Genomic DNA, 20,202 nt, shown 5'->3' on the forward strand with positions numbered 1-20,202 from the left:
GACCCCAGGCGTCTTCATAATTCCTGAACCATACTTATGCTTTGTCGATTGAAAATGGACGATGTAATGAAACTTATCGGTAATTACACCAGCCCGTACGTGCGCAAAATATCCGTCATACTGCTGGAAAAGGGCATCACGTTTGAATTTGTGAACGACAACCCGTGGACGTCTGATAGCGTCACTCCGCAATACAACCCGCTGGGCAAAGTTCCGGCGCTGGTGACGGACGATGGCGAGTATTGGTTCGATTCCCCAATTATTGCGCAATACCTCGAGCTTTTGGACATCGCCCCTGCCCTTATCCCCCGTGACCCAAAAGCCGCCCTGCAAATGCGCCAGATTGAAGCGCTGGCAGACGGTGTAATGGACGCCGCCCTGGTTTCAGTGCGCGAACGCCAGCGCTCGATCGAGCAACAATCTGAAACAGAACTCCTGCGCCAGCGCGAAAAAATCAGCCGAGGCCTGACACTGCTCGAACAATACGCTGCGGATAAAAAACTCAATGCCGATGAACTTTGCGTGGCGACCATCGCGGTGGCTTGCGCGGTGGGCTATCTCAACTTCCGCCGGGTTTCCCCTGGCTGGTGTGTCGACCGCCCACATTTGGTAAAGCTGGTCGAAAAACTCTTTGAACGTGAAAGTTTTGCACGGACAGAACCGCCAACGGCATGATGTTCCGTTATTAAATAGCCTCTGAGAGTTATTTTGCGGAAGAGGCTATTTATATTAATAAAAGTCCGATTTCCTATATTTAAAAACTTTTCATTTATTGTTCCTGACCCTAAGGCGTAAAAAGAAAGTTATTCACTGTCTGTAATAACTCTTAGGAAAGGAATAATAACAATGTCGAATAATATCTATCTATCATTAACTGGTGAGAATCAGGGATTAATTTCAAGCGGCTGTTCTTCATATGATTCAATTGGCAACGCTTATCAGGCTACCCATCGTGACCAAATTCTTATTTACGAACTGGCCTATGCGATATCCCGGGATCAAAATGTTAACCACCAACCATTAACTTTTAAAAAGCCAATCGATAAATCCTCGCCGCTGTTAGCCTTCGCTATCTCTAACAATGAAAAGATGGATGCAGTATTTGAAGCCTATAGAACGGATAAGTCTGGCACACAATCTCTCTTTTATAGAATAAAGCTGATTAAAGCGACAATTGCAGACCTGAGTTTAGTTTCACCAAACTCACTAACCCATAATGATGCTCAACCCATCGAGAGTGTCTCATTGAAATATGAAAGTATTACTTGGGAGCATTTATCGGCGGGAACATCAAGCTATAGCTTATGGGAAGATAGGGTGTTCTGAAATGGATTATATCTTTGGTCATGATAAAGATCGCATGGATGATTACTACAGAACCATGGGGGGACTGGAAGCTCGCGCGGTTACTGAAAGTGGCCTTACCGCCGCTCAATTCATACAAAACCCCAGAGTGAGAATAGACTTTAAAAATAATCTATCTCTTTTCATCACAAATACACTAGAGATAATTGATGGTGATTACAGCTCTCAACAAAAAGCGATGGCAATAAATGAATTAAAACAAGAACGGGACTACTTAATCAAACAAGAAGGTTTAATCAGGCAGAAAAAAGCAAAGCAGTATGCTGTTGTAGATATTCAAAAAACCCAAGGCATTATGTTTTATTTTGTTAAAGAAGTTGGATTCGCCGGCGGTATAGCTGAAGTTGGAGTTGGCATTGACATGATTGGAACTGGCGTAGCGCTTAGTAGTACAGGATTGGGAGCAGTTATAGGAATTCCGGTCATCTTTTGTGGCCTAATTATCACGTTCCATGGATTTAACGCTATGCAGGAAAACGCTGGAGCTTTTATCAACTCAGACCCAGATTACAAAGGCCTGTTATCCAAAATGTATGAAGGAGGGGCTGAAATGTTAGGTTACCCCAGACAATATGGAGATCTTGTATATGGAGGCGTAGATTTAGTCACTTCAGCTAAAGGCCTATTTTCATTTGTCACCAAGCCAGATGCATGGCGATTGTTTAAGTATTTAAATGCTGATTTAGTTATGGGATTCAGAGCCATGAGCATTCCTGCCCTGACTCTTGAATTAAGTGCAGATGGATTAACGATACAAAGCATTCAAAATAACACGCCATCCAACCCAAGAAATGAAAAATAATTACACAACATCATTCCTCCATATCTCTGACAACTCTCCTTGCTTTAAAACATAGATCTAAGCCAAGGAGTTTCATCAAAAAGAACAAAGGAACTATCATTATGCACGTTATTTGGAGTGGGTTCTTATCTTCATTTAAAATTGGGGCTACAATAGAAAGTATTAAAAATAAAAAAAATATCACAGATAATATTACAAATCTCTTTGAAAGCTGAATAATGGTTATCTCAAGAGATAAATGATCTGTAATGGAAGCTTCTTCTATTCTGGCAATCTGTTTGTCAGAAAATCCATTTTTCTTCATAAGTTCGATTACGTTGGTATTTATCATATTCTCTCCTGAATCAAAAACATTTATGATGAAGAACTCTCACACTGCTCGGCTTCTGCATATTTTTGCTTAATGACGCACATAATTTTTCGGCATTTTATAACATAAGTCATTGCGCTTGATTTATAAATTAAAAACAATCCGGTTAAGTAAACACAGAAAATGATGCTTTCCAAAATAATACTATTTATAGGCATAATTATAAAATAACAAAAAACTGTAATAATTAACAAAGAAAGAATTATGTTTTTGAAGTGTCGAGCAAACTCACCCATAACCCATCCAAGCGTCGCCGGATACTTTTCAGCAGTAAGGAGTAATTTCCTTACTTCCTTTTTTGTAAAACCATTATCATTCATCAGCTTTATTAATTGTTCTTCATCCATGTTAAATTCCAATATATAAATATCAGAAAACAAATTGTAACGCTCTTTCTTAATTCAGAGAAAGATCAATGTTTAATTCATTTCGTTCCAAAAGAATTAACTCATATTAAATTTATATCCTTACTTGCAGCGCACACCCGCATTCCGAACCTAAACTCCCATGACAGAGAGCCAACTCCCCCTGTAAACTAAGGCTATATTTCACCACTCAGCGGCTTGCCATGACACCCGATCGCAACTTGTACAGCCAGCTTCCAGCTATCGATAAACTGTTACGTGACGCTTCTTTCAGCGATTTGCTACGCAATTTCGGCCACACGCAAGTGGTCAGCACCTTACGTGAAATGCTGGAAACCGCCCGCGAATACATCCGAACCCAACAACAGCTCCCGACATGGAATGGAAATTGGGCGGCTCAGGCACAAGTACAGTTGGAATCTCACCAGCGCAGTGCTCTCCAGCCCGTGTCTAACCTGACAGGCACCGTGCTGCATACCAATCTGGGCCGAGCATTGCAGGCGGAAGCGGCAATCGAAGCTGTGACCAACGCGATGCGCTTCCCGGTGACTCTGGAATATGATTTACACGGTGCAGAACGTGGGCATCGCGATAAAGCGCTGGCAGGCTTGCTTTGCGAGCTGACCGGTGCGGAAGACGCCTGCATCGTTAATAACAATGCAGCAGCGGTGTTGCTGATGCTGGCAGCCTGTGCAAGTGGTGAAGAGGTGGTTGTCTCGCGCGGTGAACTGGTTGAAATCGGCGGTGCATTCCGCATTCCGGATGTGATGCGCCAGGCGGGCTGCAAATTAGTGGAAGTCGGCACCACCAACCGCACGCATCTTAAAGATTATCGTCAGGCCGCGGGTGAAAATACGGCGCTATTGATGAAAGTCCACACCAGCAATTATCAGGTGGCGGGCTTTACCAAAGCCGTCACCGAAGCCGAACTGGTGGAGCTTGGCAACGAGCTGAACATTCCGGTAGTGACCGATTTGGGCAGCGGTTCGCTGGTTGACCTCACTCAATGGGGATTGCCAGAAGAACCGATGCCGCAACAACTGATTGCCGCAGGCGTAAGTCTGGTGAGCTTCTCTGGTGATAAACTGCTCGGCGGCCCGCAAGCGGGCATTATTGTCGGCAAAAAAGATCTCATCGCCCGCATTCAAAGCCACCCGCTAAAACGTGCATTACGCGCCGATAAAATGACGCTGGCAGCCCTTGAAGCGACCTTACGTTTATATCAGCATCCGGAAACGCTGGTTGAAAGATTGCCGACGTTACGCCTGTTAACGCGTGATGCGAATGAAATCACAGAGCTTGCACAACGTCTGCTGCCTGAATTTCAGAGCCAATACGGCGAGCAATTCACAGTCTGTGTTGAGCCGTGTTTATCGCAAATTGGCAGCGGATCTTTACCGGTAGACCGATTACCAAGCTCGGCGCTGACATTCAGCCCGAAAGATGGCCGAGGCTCCACGCTTGGCGCACTCACTCAAAGCCTACGCGAATTACCCAAACCCATTATTGGCCGTATCAGCGACGGGCGTTTATGGCTGGATCTACGCTGTCTTGAAGATGAAACAGGCTTCATGGAGAACCTGAAACCATGATTATTGCGACCGCCGGGCACGTTGACCACGGCAAAACCACCCTGCTACAAGCTATAACTGGTGTGAATGCTGACCGTCTGCCGGAAGAGAAAAAACGCGGTATGACCATCGATCTCGGTTACGCCTACTGGCCGCAACCCGATGGCAAAATTCCCGGTTTCATTGATGTTCCGGGGCATGAAAAATTCCTCGCCAACATGCTGGCAGGCGTGGGTGGCATTGACCACGCGCTGTTAGTCGTCGCCTGCGACGACGGTGTGATGGCGCAAACTCGCGAGCATCTCGCCATTTTGCAATTAACCGGCAAGCCATCGTTAACCGTCGCCTTAACCAAAGCCGACCGGGTGAGCGAAGCGCGTATCAATGAAGTCCGTGAATCAGTGCTGGAAACAGTCAAAGAATTTGGCTGGCAAGATGCTGCTTTGTTTGTCACCGCAGCCACCTGCGGCACAGGGATAGATGAACTACGTGAGCACTTACTTTCACTGCCAGAGCGAGCTCATCCTCGCCAGTACCGTTTCCGGCTCGCCATTGACCGTGCTTTTACCGTAAAAGGCGCAGGTTTAGTGGTGACGGGAACCGCACTTAGCGGCGAAGTAAAAATTGGCGATTCACTTTGGCTGACAGGTGCCGATAAACCCATGCGCGTGCGCGGTTTACATGCCCAAAATAGCAAAACAGAAAGCGCATTTGCCGGGCAGCGTATCGCACTCAATATCAGCGGCGATGCCGAAAAGCTGGATATCAAACGTGGCGACTGGTTATTGGCAGAGCAACCGCTCCAGCCAGTTGAACGCGTGATTGTTCAGTTGCAAAGCCACGCACCGTTACAGCAATGGCAGCCGTTGCATATTCACCACGCCGCGAGCCACGTCACCGGGCGTATTTCTCTGCTGGAAGACGATCTCGCTGAGCTGGTCCTGGATATGCCGTTGTGGCTTGCTGATAACGACCGCCTGGTGCTGCGCGATATCAGTGCTCGCGTCACATTGGCCGGTGCGAGAGCGATTCTTCTGCACGCGCCGCGCCGTGGTAAACGTCAGCCTGCATTTTTGGCCTGGTTACAGCAGCTAAAACACGCTGAAAACGACCAACAGGCGCTCGACACCCATTTGCAGCGTAGCGCTGTGACATTGAGTAATTTTGCCTGGGCGCGCCAGCTCACCGCTCAGGGCTTGCAGGAACTGCTAACCCGACCGGATTATCTGCGCGCGGGCAACAGCTTGCTGAGTGATGAAATGGCAACGCGCTGGAAGCAAAAATTGCTCGATACGCTCGAGCGTTATCATCAGCAGCACGATGACCAACCCGGCCCTGGACGCGAACGCTTACGCCGTATGGCGCTGCCTGGCGAAGACGAACCGCTGGTTCTGGCGTTAATCGAGAAAATGCGTCAGGAAGAGTTGCTTGCAAGCCGCCAGGGCTGGCTGCATCTTCCAGACCACAAACCGGGCTTCTCCGCCGAACAACTGGCGATATGGGTAAAAGTAGATGTGCTGTTTGGCGATGACCCGTGGTGGGTGCGCGATCTTGCGCGGGAAACGCAGCAAGATGAACAAACCATGCGCCAGTTACTGCGCTTTGCCGCGCAGCTTGGGCTGGTGACAGCTATCTTAAAAGACAGGTATTACCGGAACGACAGGATTCAAACCTTTGCTAATTTGATCCGCGAACTGGATCAAACGCAAGGCGCCACCAGTGCTGCCGATTTCCGTGACTGCCTGGGCGTCGGTCGCAAACTCGCGGTGCAAATCCTCGAGTACTTTGACCGAATTGGCTTTACCCGCCGCCGTGGGAACGACCATTTACTGCGTGATAAGGCGTTGTTTCAAGCCGATAAGTAGAGAGTAGCGGGTGCGCAGGTCTGCATCGAAGCGATTCACGCTGAGATTATGGCGATTTACCTGGCCGCGATGTAATTGCCCTGACAGGCAGCCTCTTGTAATGAGAGGCTTTCAGAGAAAATAATTTAAAATTCGTCTAAATGTCTAATTCCGTTGAGCTTACTGACGCACTTCACGTTTTTTTCTTTGCGCATAAAGGAGTATTAATGAATCTCAATGAAGGAGGTTTACTCAATGGATTTTATGGAAAAATTAAACACATTATCAGCAAAAATAAAGCAGCAAGCTGGTGCGATTCAAACTGAAGAAGCAACGAAAACCGCGTTTGTCATGCCATTTATCCATAACGTATTGGGCTACGACGTCTTTGATCCTACAGAAGTTGTGCCAGAGTTCATCTGTGATGTGGGAACTAAAAAAGGTGAAAAGATTGATTACGCTATTTTTAAAAATGGCGAGGTTCAGATTCTGATTGAATGTAAAAAAATTGGCGATGACCTTAATCTAAATCATGCCTCACAGTTATTCAGATATTTCCACGTTACAAATGCGCGCATATCCATTTTGACTAATGGTCAGGTTTATAAATTTTTCACCGATCTTGATTCACCTAATAAGATGGATGAAAAACCCTTTCTTGAATTTGATTTACTCGATATTGATGAATATGTTTTGCCGGAATTACGTAAACTCACTAAATCCGCATTTGATGTTGAATCCATAATTAATGCCGCAGGTGAGTTGAAGTATGTAAGTCAAATTAAGAAGATAATTAATACTCAATTTACCACTCCAGATGAAGATTTCGTAAAATTCTTTGCCTCACGAGTTTATGACGGAATCATCACGCAAAAAGTTCGGGACTCATTCACAGAGTTAACCAAGAAAGCCACCAGTCAGTTTCTTAATGACCAGATAAATGAAAGGCTGAAATCAGCCATGAGCGGTGTACAAATCCCTGCAGTGACACAGGATACTGTAACGGGTTTGGAACCTTCCGAACCTGAGGTTTCTGATGAAAGTGAAATCCAGACCACAATTGATGAACTGGAGGGTTATCACATCGTTAAAGCTATTGTGCGAACAGTTGTTGATGCGGGTCGCATTAGTCAGCGAGATACGAAAAGCTATTTTGGTATTTTACTTGATGACAACAATCGCAAACCTATCTGTCGTCTGCATTTCAATCGCACTCAGAAATACATCGGCATTTTTGATGGGGATAAAAATGAAACACGCCATCCAATTTCAACCCTGGATGAGATTTATCAGCACGCCGATATTTTGAAATCAACAGCCAGTTTGTACGATTAAATCCATTTCAATTGATGTCCTTTCCCTGTTCAGGGAAAGGACATCTCGCTTCTCGCTAGAACAACCCTAACGGCTTCTCGGAATAACTCACCAACAAGCATTTAGTCTGCTGATAATGCTCCAGCATCATTTTGTGAGTTTCACGCCCGATACCGGATTGTTTGTATCCCCCGAACGCGGCATGTGCCGGATAGGCGTGATAGCAGTTGGTCCACACGCGCCCGGCCTGAATTCCGCGCCCCATTTTGTACGCCAGGTTGCCGTTACGGCTCCAGACGCCTGCACCCAGGCCATATTCGGTATCGTTCGCCAGTTCCAGGGCTTCCTCCATGGTTTTAAACGTCGTCACGGCGAGTACCGGGCCGAAGATTTCTTCCTGGAAAACGCGCATGTTGTTTTTACCGAACAGAATGGTTGGCTCGAGGTAATAACCGGCTTTCAAATCCCCTTCCAGCGCTTTGCGACGTCCGCCGGTGAGCACATCAGCGCCCTCCTTTTTACCGATATCAATGTAGTTCAGAATGGTTTCCATCTGCCCTTGCGATACCTGCGCGCCCATCTGTGTGTTCACATCCAGCGGGTTGCCGCTGCGGATAGATTCCACGCGGCGGATGGCGCGTTCCATAAAGCGTTCGTAAATGGATTCCTGCACCAGTGCGCGGCTCGGGCAGGTGCAAACTTCGCCCTGGTTGAAAGCAAACAGCGCGAAACCTTCCAGCGCTTTGTCGAAGAAGGCGTCCTCTTCGTCCATCACATCAGCAAAGAAGATGTTTGGGGATTTGCCGCCCAGTTCCAGCGTGACTGGAATAATGTTTTGCGTCGCGTACTGCATGATTTGCTGGCCAACTTCGGTCGAGCCGGTAAACGCGACTTTGGCGATGCGTTTAGACGTCGCCAGATATTCACCGATTTCACCCCCAGCGCCGTTCACCACGTTGATGACTCCCGGCGGCAGTAAATCGCCCACCAACTCCATCAATAGCAGAACAGACAGCGGCGTTAATCGTGCCGGTTTCAGCACTATACAGTTCCCCGCAGCCAGCGCCGGAGCCATTTTCCAGCTTGCCATTAGCAACGGGAAGTTCCACGGAATAATTTGCGCGACGACACCGAGCGGTTCGTGGAAGTGATACGCCACCGTATCGCCATCAACTTCACTGATCCCGCCTTCCTGCGCGCGAATACAGGATGCAAAGTAGCGGAAATGATCGATGGCCAAAGGCACGTCAGCGCCGCTGGTTTCACGAATCGGTTTGCCGTTATCCCAAGTTTCTGCCGCCGCCAGCAGCTCAATATTCTGCTCCATACGGTCGGCAATTTTCAGCAGGATATTGGCGCGATCCTGAATGGACATGCCGCCCCAGCCTGCTTTAGCTTCGTGCGCCGCATCCAGGGCAAGGTCGATATCGCCTTTGCTGGAACTGGCGATTTCACAGAGCGGTTGGCCGGTGACAGGCGTCAGGTTTTCGTAGTATTTCCCGTCGACCGGCGGCACCCATTGGCCCCCAATAAAGTTGTCGTAACGAGGCTTAAGTTTGAGCGGGAAACCATATTCGCCGGGAATAATTCGGGTATCGGGAGGATTATTTGTCATGGGGTTCTCCTTGTCGGTTTGCACTCTCAAGCGTAGACGCCACAGGTGATTTCTTCGCCAGTGTTTGGAGGCTTTACGACACCGATCACGGATTAAACATCTGCTGATTCGGAGTAATCAATCAGCAGGTTATTGGTTTTGATACATACTTAAAGATTCATTTTTCCCGTTACACAATTAGGAATGCTTATGCGGCTGTTTATAGGCTTCGATGTCGGAGGTACTCATGTTAAGCACGGTTTGTTCACTGAAGAGGGAGAGGTGCTTATCGCCGAAGAATATGACACTCACTACGACAAGCAGCTGTTTCTGGATGCATGGCAAAGCGTGGTGGCGGGGTATCGGCAGCATAATGAAATTGCCGGTATTGCTATCAGCTTCCCCGGATACATAAACCCGCACACAGGTAATGTCCCCAAGGCTGGCGCCCTGGAGTTTCTGGATGGTAGCAATCTTCTGGAAATTTTTGGCGCACTGACTGACCTTCCAGTCACCGTTGAAAATGACGCCAACTGTGCTGCACTCGGTGAAATGTGGCTGGGTGCGGGCAACGAATACGACTCCCTGGTTTGCGTCACTATTGGTACGGGCATCGGCGGCGGCATCATTGTGAACCGCGAGCTAATGCGCGGCTCGCACTTTCGGGCCGGTGAATTTGGCGTGCTGCCGGTGGGCAAATATGGCGAAGACATGCACCAACTGGCATCGGCCAAAGGGCTGATGGACGCCTGTCGCCGCGAGATGAATATCCCCGCCGATGAGAAAATCCGCGGCCAGGATATTTTCGCCCGCGCCGAAACCGATCTTCATATTCAGGGCGTTATCGACAACTGGGTAAAATACCTGGCACGTGGCATTTATAGCGTGGTGTCGCTGTTTGACCCGCAGGCTATTTTGCTCGGCGGCGGCGTCAGTACGCAGCCCATGCTGTACCCGATGCTTGAGCGGCATCTGGAAGGTTTCAAATTCTGGGACGTGCTGAAAGTGCCAATTCGCCCCTGCAAACTGGGGAATAAAGCGGGCATGTTGGGTGCCGTATGGCTGGCAAAACAGAAGTAGTCCAGACGCAAAAAAGCCCGGCGAAGAGACCGGGCAACGGACGATAGTAAAACTTTTTATTTTATATGCTGCACATCAAGGTTCTGTTTACCCAAAATAATTCAAGTCTTTGTAGGGTGGATAAGCGAAGCGTCATCCACCAGATTTGAATTATTTTTCGCCAGCAATCTCAACCACTACGCGGCGATCCGGTGCCAGGCAGTCGATAAGCTGTGATTTTGACATGTTGTTATCGCAGCTATTGCCGGTAACAGGATCACTCTCACCACGGCCTTCAGCACGCACGTTTTGAGCAGGCATACCTTGTTCCACCAACGCATCAACCACGGCTTGCGCACGCTGAGAAGAAAGCTGCTGATTGTAGTTTTCTGAACCCAGGCGATCGCTGTAACCGACTACCGTCGTCGAGCTGTTTTTCGCCGCCTGCATTTCCGGGCTGCTATACAGCTGCGAAATTGCCGCGTGGCCTTCTGGCGTCAGTTCTGCGGAATTAAAGCCGAACAGCACATCAGATTTCAGATTGAATTTTTTCACTTCGGGCGCTGCTGCCACTGGTGCAACAACAGGTGCCAGAACAGCGTCATCATGCTGGCCGAAACGGTACACAATACCCGCTGAAACAGAGCTTACATCGCTGCTAATACCAATCTGGTTGGAGTTACCGACGTTGCTCACCCATTGGTATTCCAGGCGACCCGCCCAGTTTTTAGTGAAGGCATATTCAGTACCGACTGCGGCCAGTGGGCGCACGCCAGTTTCAAAATCGCTACGACCTGCGCCGCTGGTTTCTGCGCGATAACCCATCGCACCAGCACGGCCATAGATATCCCAGCTATCAGTCAAACCGTAACTGGCTTTCAGAGACAGTTGCAGGCCCTGGCTTTTCATTTTCGCGCCAGAAACGCCGTTATTACCGTTAATACCCATGTTGCCGAGGTAGTCATAACCCCCTTCCACCGCTAACCATGGCAGAACCTGATAACCTGCAAACACACCACCGCTGACATTATCTTTATCGAAATCGAAGTCAGTCGCGTTGCTCACGTTATCGTTGAAATCTTTGTTGCCGCTGGCATCAAAATAGTGGGACCAGCCCATTTTAGCGCCGCCGTACCAGGTGTTCGCGTCTGCCGCAGCAAATACGTTAGAAACTGCGCAAGCATTCAGCACGATTAAAGCCACAAGAGTCTTTTTCATATATTCCCTAACATATCCAGTTTCTGAGCAAACGACTCAGAATTAAAAACCATAAGTTTGTCGACACGGATAATAGAGAGATAGTTCACTCATTTGAAATTATAATAAGTTTATTTTTAAACGTTTTATTTTCAACGACGTTAATTACCAGACACCATCATATAATGGAGCATGGTAATTAACATAAAGTGCTAAAGCCACATGCTTATTTCTTTCGCACGCGTCAAATCTTCTCGGGCAATTCATTCATTTCAATTAAATAGCCGCCTCTTTTCAGAGAGAGATAATTGGCTTCCTTTAACGCAAACAAAACATTAAGCACGCTGCTGCGTGATAAGTGCGTTCTTTCCTGAATATATTCAAGGACGGAAACACGCATTCTTGTTTCCAGCGGTAACTGAATGATTTCCTGTAAATGGTTGCAAATAACGGAATAGGTACGCTGTTGAACAACCAGATCGTCACGATAAAAGAGGTAACTATTAAAGTAAGCTAAGGTAATAGAAACGTCACGCCACAGGTTTTGTTGGTCGAATATTTCCATGGCTTTTTTAGCGCTGACTCGCAATATAGTGGAATCAACATCAACGCGCAGAATATGGCAGCGTGAAGGTTGAAGCGCCTCCGCTAAGCCAAACAGATGCGGAACGTAGGCACCGGCAATCACCAGCCCGTCTGTTACGCGCAACACGGACAACTCACCTTGCATAAAGAGATATAACTGCGCTTCGCCCTTGTATTCCCAGTGCAATCTTTTACGTGGTACCACGCTCATTTCTGTACTGAAAGGCTTCAGTGCTTCAAGTAAACGCCCAATTGATTCATCCGGTCTGACGGGGGCAGATAACGGCATAGTTTTTCCTCAGTGAATGACTTCAATATGATTATATACATTTTTCCATAAATTTATAAATAAATAAATAAAAGTCACATTGAGCAGCATGCGTTATCCGGGCATCATCACAAACGTAACAAATGAATATCCAGAAACAATTTATCCTCAGTTAAAATAATAACATACGCCCTCAAAATTTAATTTTAATTAAATTATCAGTAGCCAATTCCACTATTTACCCCTACCTTTTCCGGTCCCCATTTCACCGGAAATTATTCTTATGTTTTTAGATTATTTCGCGCTGGGCTTATTGTGCTTTGCCGCTCTGGCCGTGTTTTACGGAATAATTGTCATTCACGATATTCCCTACGAAATCGCCGTTGAGCGCAATCACCCTCATCAGGACGCTATTCACGCCGCCGGATGGGTCAGTCTCTTAACGCTACATGTGTTATGGCCTTTTATTTGGATTTGGGCAATGTTGTACCGCGAAGACCGGGGCTGGGGCTTTAGTGCTAAAGAAAGCGATAACATGGCACAACTGCAAGCCCGTCTAGCGCTGCTTGAGCAACAACTCGCGGCGCAAAGCGTCAACAGCCAGAAAGATTTACCCCATTCAGACTAATTAAATGACCAGGAAATATCGTGGAATTATTACTGCTCCTTATTTATGCTGCCATTTGTATTTGTATATTTAAACTTTTTAAAATACCTCTTAATAAATGGTCAGTGCCAACGGCAATATTGGGTGGGGTTATTCTGTTAAGCAGTCTGGTCCTGACGATGAATTATAACCATCCGTACACTGAACGAGCACAGATGCTGACCGTAACAGTGCCGATTATTCCTGAAGTTCAGGGAACGGTAACCAGGGTCACTCAGGACACGAATAAGATGCTGAAGAAAGGAGATTTTCTTTTCAGTATTGACCCCACGCCTTACCAGTCAAAAGTCGATGTGATTAAAGGCGAAATTGAAACTGCGCAGCAAAATGTCGAAGTTCTCAAAGCCCGGCTCGCCTCGCAAACCGCCGATATCGAACAATACAAAGCCAACCGCGACCTGGCGTTAAAAGATGCCAACCGTTATCGCGAAGGCAGCCGCGACCGCATGAAAAGCCCATTTACCGATCAAGAAGTCGTCAGCGCGCAGGAACACGCACTGGCGGCACAAGCACAATGGCGTTCGGCACAGGCGAAACGTGAGCAAACCAAAGCGCAACTGGATGCATTAGTGGGCAGCGAAAACGCCACGGTCTATAAGCTCGAATCGAGCCTGAAAGAGGCGCAATACTACCTCGACAGAACCACCGTTCGCGCACCTGAAGCGGGTTATGTTACCCAGGTCTTACTTAAACCCGGCATGTTCTTACGTCCACTGCCGCTTCGCCCGGCAATGGTATTTGTCCCTGAGCAAAAAACCGATATTTATGCGGCATTCCGCCAAAATTCAGCGTTACGTTTACACGCAGGCGACAAAGCCGAGGTGGTGTTTAACGGTCTGCCGGGCAAAGTCTTTCCAGGCACGGTGAAGCAGATACTGCCTGTGGTCGCTAATAGCAGCTTCCAGGCACAGGGGTTCTTGCAGGGGTTGAGTCAGAATGCAGGGCTAGACGGTATTTATGCGGACATTACCCTGGAGCCGAATTCCGCTATCGACGCGCTGCCGAAAGGGACGACCGCCCAGGCGGCGGTGTACACCGAGCACGTGGAGCACTTGTCGATTCTGCGCAAAATCCTGCTGCGCATGACAAGCTGGACGCACTACCTTTATATCGATCACTGACCGATCGACGGGATCTCTGGCAGCAGAGATCCCGTCGATCGCGGATTACTCGCCGTTAACCCAGATCCGCATTTCCCCTTCCCCACGGTTCGCCCAACTAAACCACGGAATAAAGGTCAGCTTTTTCGCTGCGGTTTTTACTGGCGAATTATCATAGTGATACAACGCCTGTGAAGATGCCTGCTCACATGACTTACGCTCGCCGTCAGCCTGAATCAGCACTTTGTGGGCGAACAAACCTTTGCCTTCAATCAGGCTGAAAGTGCTCTCTTTCGGCAAATACAGGTTATGCAGTTCGGCACCGTTATCCGCCTCTTCCAGGCAATAAACCAGCGGCCCACGTTGCACCGCGACTTTGCCTGCAATATGGCGCAGCAGCGGATTGCCGTAAACGCGACGAACCGGCATCGGCAGCGTCAGGCTGATGCGGTCGCCCTCCTGCCATTCGCGGTTAAGATGCAGATAACCTTTGCGAATTTCCCCTTCACAGTTTTCGCCATTCAGCAGAACCTGCGGGTTTTCGCACCAGTCCGGTAAACGCAGCGCAATAGTATGCTGCACGGTTTGCGGCGACGTCACGGCAATGTCTATCTGCTCATCCCACGGATAATTACCGCTGATTTTCAGGCGCAGTTCTTTATCACCCACCGGAACGGCCATTTCGTTGCCGACATACAGATGCACATACAGCGCTTCCGGCTGCGGCGTATAAATGTAGTGGCCGAGCGAAGTCAGCACGCGCGCGATGTTCGGCGGGCAGCAGGCGCAACCAAACCAGCGTTGGCGAACCGGTTTTACATGGTCGTAAATATGGTTGAAGGCCAGCGTTTTCGGGTGCACTTCCAACGGGTTCACATAGAAGAAATGTTTGCCATCCAGCGCCATTCCACCAAGAACCGTGTTGTATAGCGCGCGTTCCATCACGTCGGCAAAGCGGCTGTCGGCTTCCATTTGTAGCATGCGGCGGGCGTACATCATCAGCCCAATGGAAGCACAGCTTTCGGCGTACACCGTGTCATTCGGCAGATCGTAATCAGAGCTGAACGCTTCGCCGCTACTTTGCGAACCGATACCGCCTGTAATGTACAGCTGGCGCTGCACCATGTTGTCCCACAGGCGCAGGCAGGTCTGGCGTTTTTCTTCATCTTTATGCAGCCGCGCCAGGTGCGCGACGCCTGCCATTAAATAGACAAAACGCACCGCATGGCCGATAGCTGTTTGTTGCAACGCCAGCGGTTCATGCGCCTGGCTGTAGGCTTTGTCTTTCACCATCCAGGCTGGGCCGTGAATGTTCCAGTGCGAGGTACGCCCACGTTTTTCATATTCAATATCGTAAAAATGCGGCTGCGCTCCACGTTCTTCAACGAAGTAATTCACCAGATTTAGATAGCGCGGATTGTCCGTCACTTCATATAAACGCATCAGCGCCAGTTCGATTTCCGGATGGCCTGGATAGCCATGAAGCTGATTAACGCCAGGGCCAAACACGCGGTCGATATGGTCAGCCAGACGGCATACCACATCCAGCAGGCGGCGTTTTCCGGTCGCCTGAAAGAACGCGACACCCGCTTCAATCATGTGCCCGGCGCAGTAAAGCTCGTGGCATTCAGCGAGGTTCGTCCAGCGCTCATCCGGGGCTTTTACGGTGAACCAGGTATTCAGATAACCGTCTTCGCACTGCGCCGCCTCCACCAGTTCGATAACGTCATCGGCAGTTTTTTCAAGCTCCGCATCCGGCTTCTGGCACAGCGACCACGCCACCGCTTCGAGCCATTTCGCCACGTCGCTGTCCTGGAAAACCATGCCGTAGAACTCGCCTTCTTTGCGCCCCGCCGCGATTTCAAAGTTTTCGATGGCGTGGCTCGGGTCCGCTTCGGGAATGCGGTCGTTCAGGGCATCCCACTGATACGGGATCACCACGTCGCGCACCAGACGCTGGTACTGGCCTAAAAACGCATCGGTCACTTTCAGTTGGTGCAGGTCTACTTCCTGTAAAATATCAGGCTGATTCATAACAACTCCTCAGGCGGTCTGGACATGGCGCTGACGTAAGTCAGTGGAAATCTGCGCCATCATAGGATTATTCAAACGGCAACGGCGAATCGCCAGAGCCAGTAACAGGTGGAATGCGGCTGGCAGCAGGGTTTCCAGCGCGGTAATGCCAGAAAGTGAGGCCGCCGTCTGGTGTTCCGGGCCGGGTTGATAGGCCACGAAAATAAACACCAGGCTGATGATCCCGGCGCTGGCAGCCCAGGCTAATTTGATGAAGAAAAGATTGAATGCGAAGTTCATCCCCGAGGAACGCACGCCGGTTTTCCACTCGCCGTAGTCATCGGCAAACGCCATGATTGAAAAGTGCAGTGGCAGAGTGAATCCAAGAATGATGCCGTTAGCCAAAATCACCAGCAGCCATAAGGTCTGGAACGCCGCGCCCGTTGGCAAAAGCCACATCCCCGCAGCCAACACCGCTAAAACCAGGTTGGTGTAATAGTAGAGTTTTACGGTATCAAAGCGTTTGGCGAGCGGGTTCACAATCACCGCCCCGAGAATGGATGCGAATGTCACCATCGTGAAGAACAGCGAGGCAAACCCAGCGCTGCCTTGCAGCACATAAGTAATGAAATACATGTAGCCGCCGCCGCGCAGGTTAAACACGTTAATCAGCAGGAACGACATCACCAGGCTCAGTAATAGCTGGTCGTTTTTACGCAAACCCACCAGGTGTTCGCGCAGAGTAAATTTGCCCATCAGCGCCAGCGGCACTCGTTCGCGCACCCAGAAGAAGCAGCACAGAAACATCACCACCGCCACAGCACACAAAATGCCAACGCCCATCTGGTAGCCCTTCGCGGCGTTTCCCTGGCCGATGATTTCCACCAACCACGGCAGGCCAACCGACACCAGGAAGCCCGCCACACCGCACAACACAAAGCGCCAGGACTGGCAGGAAATCACTTCATCGTGGCGCGTGGTCATGGTGTTGATTAGCGCGCAATAAGGCACGTTAATGGCGGTGTAACCCACTGAAAGCAGGAGATAAGTGCCGAACGCCCAGAGGATTTTCATATTGGCGCTAAGATCCGGCACGGTAAACGTCAGCACGCCGATCACGCCAATTGGCACTGCAACCCACAACTGCCATGGGCGGAAGCGACCAAAACGGCTTTGTGTACGGTCAGCCAGAATGCCCATCAGCGGGTCAGAAATCGCGTCGAAAACACGTAATGCAATAAACAACGTGCCGACAATCGCAGGGGTTAAACCGAATACGTCGGTGTAGAAAAAAGTCAGGAAGTTCATGATAAGGCAGGTAATAACCGTTCCGCCTGCATCACCTAATCCGTAACCTATTTTCTCACGAATCGAGAGCCTGTCATTTAAATCTGTAGCCGCAATATCAGTATTATTTATAGGGGTAGAGGTCATGATTTATTTACACCTCGTTTCAGATTAAGAACCGGAAGTTTTTATTATTGATTTAGTACCCCAATAAATTGGCACCCAATCTAAATACCAACAAGGCGATAGAAAAGTATAAAAAGATGACAATTCCGACCTGAGGATAAAACTGTGAAGGAGATCGCCAAACGCCTGCGACAAATCCACCGCCCGGTTTATTTTATCTACACTATCGCGGGAGAATGGATTTGAGGATTACGTAATTGTTTGATTTAAAAATATCTTTACCACTTCGCGTGCAAAACGGCGGTTTGTTTATTTCACGTGGCGTGGGCAGCCATCCACAGCGGGAACTGGACTCGTGGGAGCTGATTTTCGTTGAAAAAGGGACACTTACGATCAGAGAAGAGGACGCGCTTTTTAGCGTTAAGGCGGGGGAAAGTTTATTGCTCTGGCCACATCGGAAACATGTCGGGGTAGGCAACTTCCCGGCGGATTTAAAATTTTACTGGCTGCATTTTGAACTCAACTCACAGGGTGATAATCCATCAGACTACCCGGTTTCATTAATTTCTATGCCACAGCATGGGCAAGTGATTAATCCACAATATGTTATTTCTTTATTTCGCCAGTTTTTAAGCGAACAGGAGACCATTAACCGCAGCGACTCGCTGGAGCTCATTTTATTGTTGATCATGCAGCAACTTTCAGTGGCAGCGAATGACAATCCCCAGGCTGACAACAGCGGCGTGGCGTTGGCGTATAAAGCCCAGCAGCTAATCCGTACACAATTTCATCTGCCAGTTTCGACGTCATCACTCGCCAGTCAATTACATTGCAATGCGGATTATCTTGGCCGTGTTTACCGGCAGACATTTGAATTAACCATCACCGAGGCTATTCACCGCCAGCGCGTACTCAGTGCAGAGAAAATGCTGATTAGCGATTCATGTTCGTTAAGCGAAGTGGCGCAGCGCAGTGGGTTTCAGGATGTGGGATATTTCAGGAAGGTGTTTCGTAAAACGATGGGATTGACGCCCGCGGCATGGAAGCGGCGCTATTGTAAGGTGCATATTAATTCGGATTAGAGGCGAGTAACGTTGCATTACCCGCCTTTATATTTTACCGACAGTTTAGCGTGCTGATTACCAGTTGAACGGGATTTCCGCCCCGACGCCCACACCGGCATCGTTATCACTGTGTTTTGCTTCGGTGTACCAGATGCCCATTTTCAGCCTCGCCGAGCGATAAACATCTCCGCTCCAGCCGAGTTGCAGCCCTGTCAGAGTGTCTGACCGAGGGAAAGCCTGGTTAATTTCCTTACTTTCAGGATTGACCCTCGCGTAAACCAAACGAGCACTCCAGCGCTGGCTGTCTTCAGTAGCCAGTTCCACCTTGCCCGCAAGTAGCCGCCCATCGCCACCAATAGCATCACCCAACGGATATCCCTGCTGATAATAGCCATCGGTGTAAATATGATGGGTGTAGCTGGAACCCAGGCGCCCGAAGTTTCTGCGCGTATCATGAGCTTCGACATACCAGTTAATGGCATCTTTTCCGACTATATGATGGCCTTCTACGCCACCGAGGAAGAGATTTCCGCTAGGCATGAAACCGGCTTCGTCTTCTCCAATAATCTGACCATAAAAGTTGACTGGCCACCCAAGCGAGGGTTGAAGCTTCAATTTGAAATCAAAACCGGCCAACTGGTTGCCCGGTTCATTACCGGTTCCGGTGTTATCTTGCCCGGTTATACCATCCATAAATGTACTGAATGACTTTGGTCTCCCATCCCCTCCCCACTGCATCATGCGCGACGCACCAAGTTCAAGTGAAGACAGCGGGGTAAAAGTCACTCGTCCACCGGTGAGTAGCGTATGGGGAACCGCGGTGTATTGATTGAGTTCGCCTGCAGTCAGTTGATATTGCCATGGCCCAATCCAGTTCAACCACCAGGTTTCGGGGGCAGTTTGTTCTGCACGCTGCATTAAAAACCCTGTGACCGGACGTGCTGCATCAGAACGAATAAGGCTGCCTTCATAGCCCGGCCCCCACCACTGTGGGATCTGCCCGAAAGCTAACCACTGATTAAAAAACTTCATTCCGGCATAAGAACTGTTGAGGTTGAAACGGGAACCATTGCTTATCTGCATGTCCGCTTCTGCGTTGCCCTGCAAATGCACGTCCCATTCTTCGCCACCGAGATTCAACGCCAGCGAAAGATCTTGTCCAGCATAAACTGAATCGGCAAATCCTTGCGGTGTACCAGTCTCATGGCTAAATGAGTGAGCGGTGATTCGCGCGTTGGATTTCAGGGCTGCCAATCGATGATCGACTCGTTGTAGGACCACGCGCTCAGATGCATTTTGCGTTCGGGCATTTTTCAGCGCCCTTTCAACCTCATCCTGGCTAAGAGGCCAGGTGGAAAGTCCGAGGTTGATAATTCCCCTTTCGGACAAAAAGGCCAGATCGTTGCGCAGCATTTCATCGGGTAAAAGTAATCCCGATGCATTTGCTGTGATGCTGATACTTAATAAGGTAATACTGACTGTGACACGAATAACATTATCTTTGAACGAACCCACGGGATATCCTTTCTGGTATATTCAGAAACTCCATTAATAAACGAAGGGGCTTGACAGGAACGCTATCTATTAAATAATTATAATTAAAAAGAGTTT

The 20,202-nt window shown here is 48.9% G+C and carries 18 protein-coding genes; 10 read left to right on the forward strand and 8 right to left on the reverse strand.

What is annotated here, in order from left to right:
- Positions 1 to 66 precede the first annotated feature (66 nt).
- The 3 genes from AC0IWZ_RS20040 (at position 67) to AC0IWZ_RS20050 (ending at position 2,167) form a co-directional block, all read left to right on the forward strand.
- On the forward strand, positions 67 to 675 hold the full coding sequence (locus AC0IWZ_RS20040; RefSeq protein WP_471678628.1) for a glutathione S-transferase: 609 nt from the start codon (positions 67 to 69) through the stop codon (positions 673 to 675).
- Between the two features lie 171 nt (positions 676 to 846).
- Entirely contained in the window at positions 847 to 1,326 is a 480-nt protein-coding gene (locus AC0IWZ_RS20045; protein ID WP_471678627.1) for an Hcp family type VI secretion system effector, read from the forward strand.
- Between the two features lies 1 nt (position 1,327).
- Positions 1,328 to 2,167: a DUF4225 domain-containing protein gene (locus AC0IWZ_RS20050; RefSeq protein WP_034499401.1), complete on the forward strand. Its 840-nt coding sequence runs from the start codon at positions 1,328 to 1,330 to the stop codon at positions 2,165 to 2,167.
- Between the two features lie 10 nt (positions 2,168 to 2,177).
- Here the strand turns inward: AC0IWZ_RS20050 and AC0IWZ_RS20055 are convergent, their stop codons facing one another.
- Both AC0IWZ_RS20055 and AC0IWZ_RS20060 read right to left on the reverse strand, forming a co-directional pair.
- Complete coding sequence (locus AC0IWZ_RS20055) at positions 2,178 to 2,498, reverse strand: hypothetical protein (RefSeq protein ID WP_471678626.1); 321 nt, start codon at positions 2,496 to 2,498, stop codon at positions 2,178 to 2,180.
- Between the two features lie 23 nt (positions 2,499 to 2,521).
- Positions 2,522 to 2,884: a hypothetical protein gene (locus AC0IWZ_RS20060; RefSeq protein WP_471678625.1), complete on the reverse strand. Its 363-nt coding sequence runs from the start codon at positions 2,882 to 2,884 to the stop codon at positions 2,522 to 2,524.
- Between the two features lie 221 nt (positions 2,885 to 3,105).
- Between AC0IWZ_RS20060 and selA the strand changes: the two genes are divergently transcribed.
- The 3 genes from selA (at position 3,106) to AC0IWZ_RS20075 (ending at position 7,652) form a co-directional block, all read left to right on the forward strand.
- A complete protein-coding gene (selA, locus tag AC0IWZ_RS20065; RefSeq protein ID WP_471678624.1) occupies positions 3,106 to 4,494 on the forward strand; it encodes an L-seryl-tRNA(Sec) selenium transferase in 1,389 nt (462 codons plus the stop codon).
- Complete coding sequence (gene selB, locus AC0IWZ_RS20070) at positions 4,491 to 6,338, forward strand: selenocysteine-specific translation elongation factor (RefSeq protein WP_471678623.1); 1,848 nt, start codon at positions 4,491 to 4,493, stop codon at positions 6,336 to 6,338. The genes selA and selB overlap by 4 nt, the downstream gene beginning before the upstream one ends.
- A gap of 234 nt (positions 6,339 to 6,572) precedes the next feature.
- Positions 6,573 to 7,652 carry a type I restriction endonuclease gene (locus AC0IWZ_RS20075; protein ID WP_034499410.1) on the forward strand — a complete coding sequence of 360 codons (1,080 nt, stop codon included), beginning with the start codon at positions 6,573 to 6,575 and terminating at the stop codon, positions 7,650 to 7,652.
- 55 nt (positions 7,653 to 7,707) lie between these two features.
- Here AC0IWZ_RS20075 and exaC read toward each other — a convergent pair whose 3' ends face one another.
- Positions 7,708 to 9,246, reverse strand: coding sequence for an acetaldehyde dehydrogenase ExaC (gene exaC / locus AC0IWZ_RS20080; RefSeq protein WP_034499412.1), 1,539 nt, complete (start codon positions 9,244 to 9,246; stop codon positions 7,708 to 7,710).
- A 189-nt stretch (positions 9,247 to 9,435) separates the two neighbouring features.
- Here exaC and AC0IWZ_RS20085 point away from each other — a divergent pair, with 189 nt between their 5' ends.
- Positions 9,436 to 10,305 carry an ROK family protein gene (locus AC0IWZ_RS20085; RefSeq protein WP_034499414.1) on the forward strand — a complete coding sequence of 290 codons (870 nt, stop codon included), beginning with the start codon at positions 9,436 to 9,438 and terminating at the stop codon, positions 10,303 to 10,305.
- A gap of 150 nt (positions 10,306 to 10,455) precedes the next feature.
- Here the strand turns inward: AC0IWZ_RS20085 and ompA are convergent, their stop codons facing one another.
- On the reverse strand, positions 10,456 to 11,502 hold the full coding sequence (ompA, locus tag AC0IWZ_RS20090; RefSeq protein ID WP_471678622.1) for a porin OmpA: 1,047 nt from the start codon (positions 11,500 to 11,502) through the stop codon (positions 10,456 to 10,458).
- Between the two features lie 223 nt (positions 11,503 to 11,725).
- Positions 11,726 to 12,355 carry a helix-turn-helix domain-containing protein gene (locus AC0IWZ_RS20095; RefSeq protein ID WP_034499418.1) on the reverse strand — a complete coding sequence of 210 codons (630 nt, stop codon included), beginning with the start codon at positions 12,353 to 12,355 and terminating at the stop codon, positions 11,726 to 11,728.
- A 262-nt stretch (positions 12,356 to 12,617) separates the two neighbouring features.
- Between AC0IWZ_RS20095 and AC0IWZ_RS20100 the strand changes: the two genes are divergently transcribed.
- Both AC0IWZ_RS20100 and AC0IWZ_RS20105 read left to right on the forward strand, forming a co-directional pair.
- Positions 12,618 to 12,962, forward strand: coding sequence for a DUF3302 domain-containing protein (locus tag AC0IWZ_RS20100; RefSeq protein WP_172892958.1), 345 nt, complete (start codon positions 12,618 to 12,620; stop codon positions 12,960 to 12,962).
- Between the two features lie 20 nt (positions 12,963 to 12,982).
- Positions 12,983 to 14,122 (forward strand): HlyD family secretion protein, encoded by a 1,140-nt coding sequence (locus AC0IWZ_RS20105; protein ID WP_410373247.1) that lies wholly within the window; start codon positions 12,983 to 12,985, stop codon positions 14,120 to 14,122.
- A 45-nt stretch (positions 14,123 to 14,167) separates the two neighbouring features.
- Here the strand turns inward: AC0IWZ_RS20105 and AC0IWZ_RS20110 are convergent, their stop codons facing one another.
- Positions 14,168 to 16,135: a glycoside hydrolase family 127 protein gene (locus AC0IWZ_RS20110; protein WP_471678621.1), complete on the reverse strand. Its 1,968-nt coding sequence runs from the start codon at positions 16,133 to 16,135 to the stop codon at positions 14,168 to 14,170.
- A gap of 9 nt (positions 16,136 to 16,144) precedes the next feature.
- Complete coding sequence (locus AC0IWZ_RS20115; protein WP_471678620.1) at positions 16,145 to 17,548, reverse strand: MFS transporter; 1,404 nt, start codon at positions 17,546 to 17,548, stop codon at positions 16,145 to 16,147.
- Positions 17,549 to 17,784: 236 nt separating this feature from the next.
- Here AC0IWZ_RS20115 and AC0IWZ_RS20120 point away from each other — a divergent pair, with 236 nt between their 5' ends.
- Positions 17,785 to 18,609, forward strand: coding sequence for an AraC family transcriptional regulator (locus AC0IWZ_RS20120; RefSeq protein WP_410373244.1), 825 nt, complete (start codon positions 17,785 to 17,787; stop codon positions 18,607 to 18,609).
- A gap of 57 nt (positions 18,610 to 18,666) precedes the next feature.
- Here the strand turns inward: AC0IWZ_RS20120 and AC0IWZ_RS20125 are convergent, their stop codons facing one another.
- Positions 18,667 to 20,106 (reverse strand): capsule assembly Wzi family protein, encoded by a 1,440-nt coding sequence (locus AC0IWZ_RS20125; protein WP_471678619.1) that lies wholly within the window; start codon positions 20,104 to 20,106, stop codon positions 18,667 to 18,669.
- Positions 20,107 to 20,202 lie beyond the last annotated feature (96 nt).

It is taken from the genome of Buttiauxella sp. AC142 (assembly GCF_979253435.1).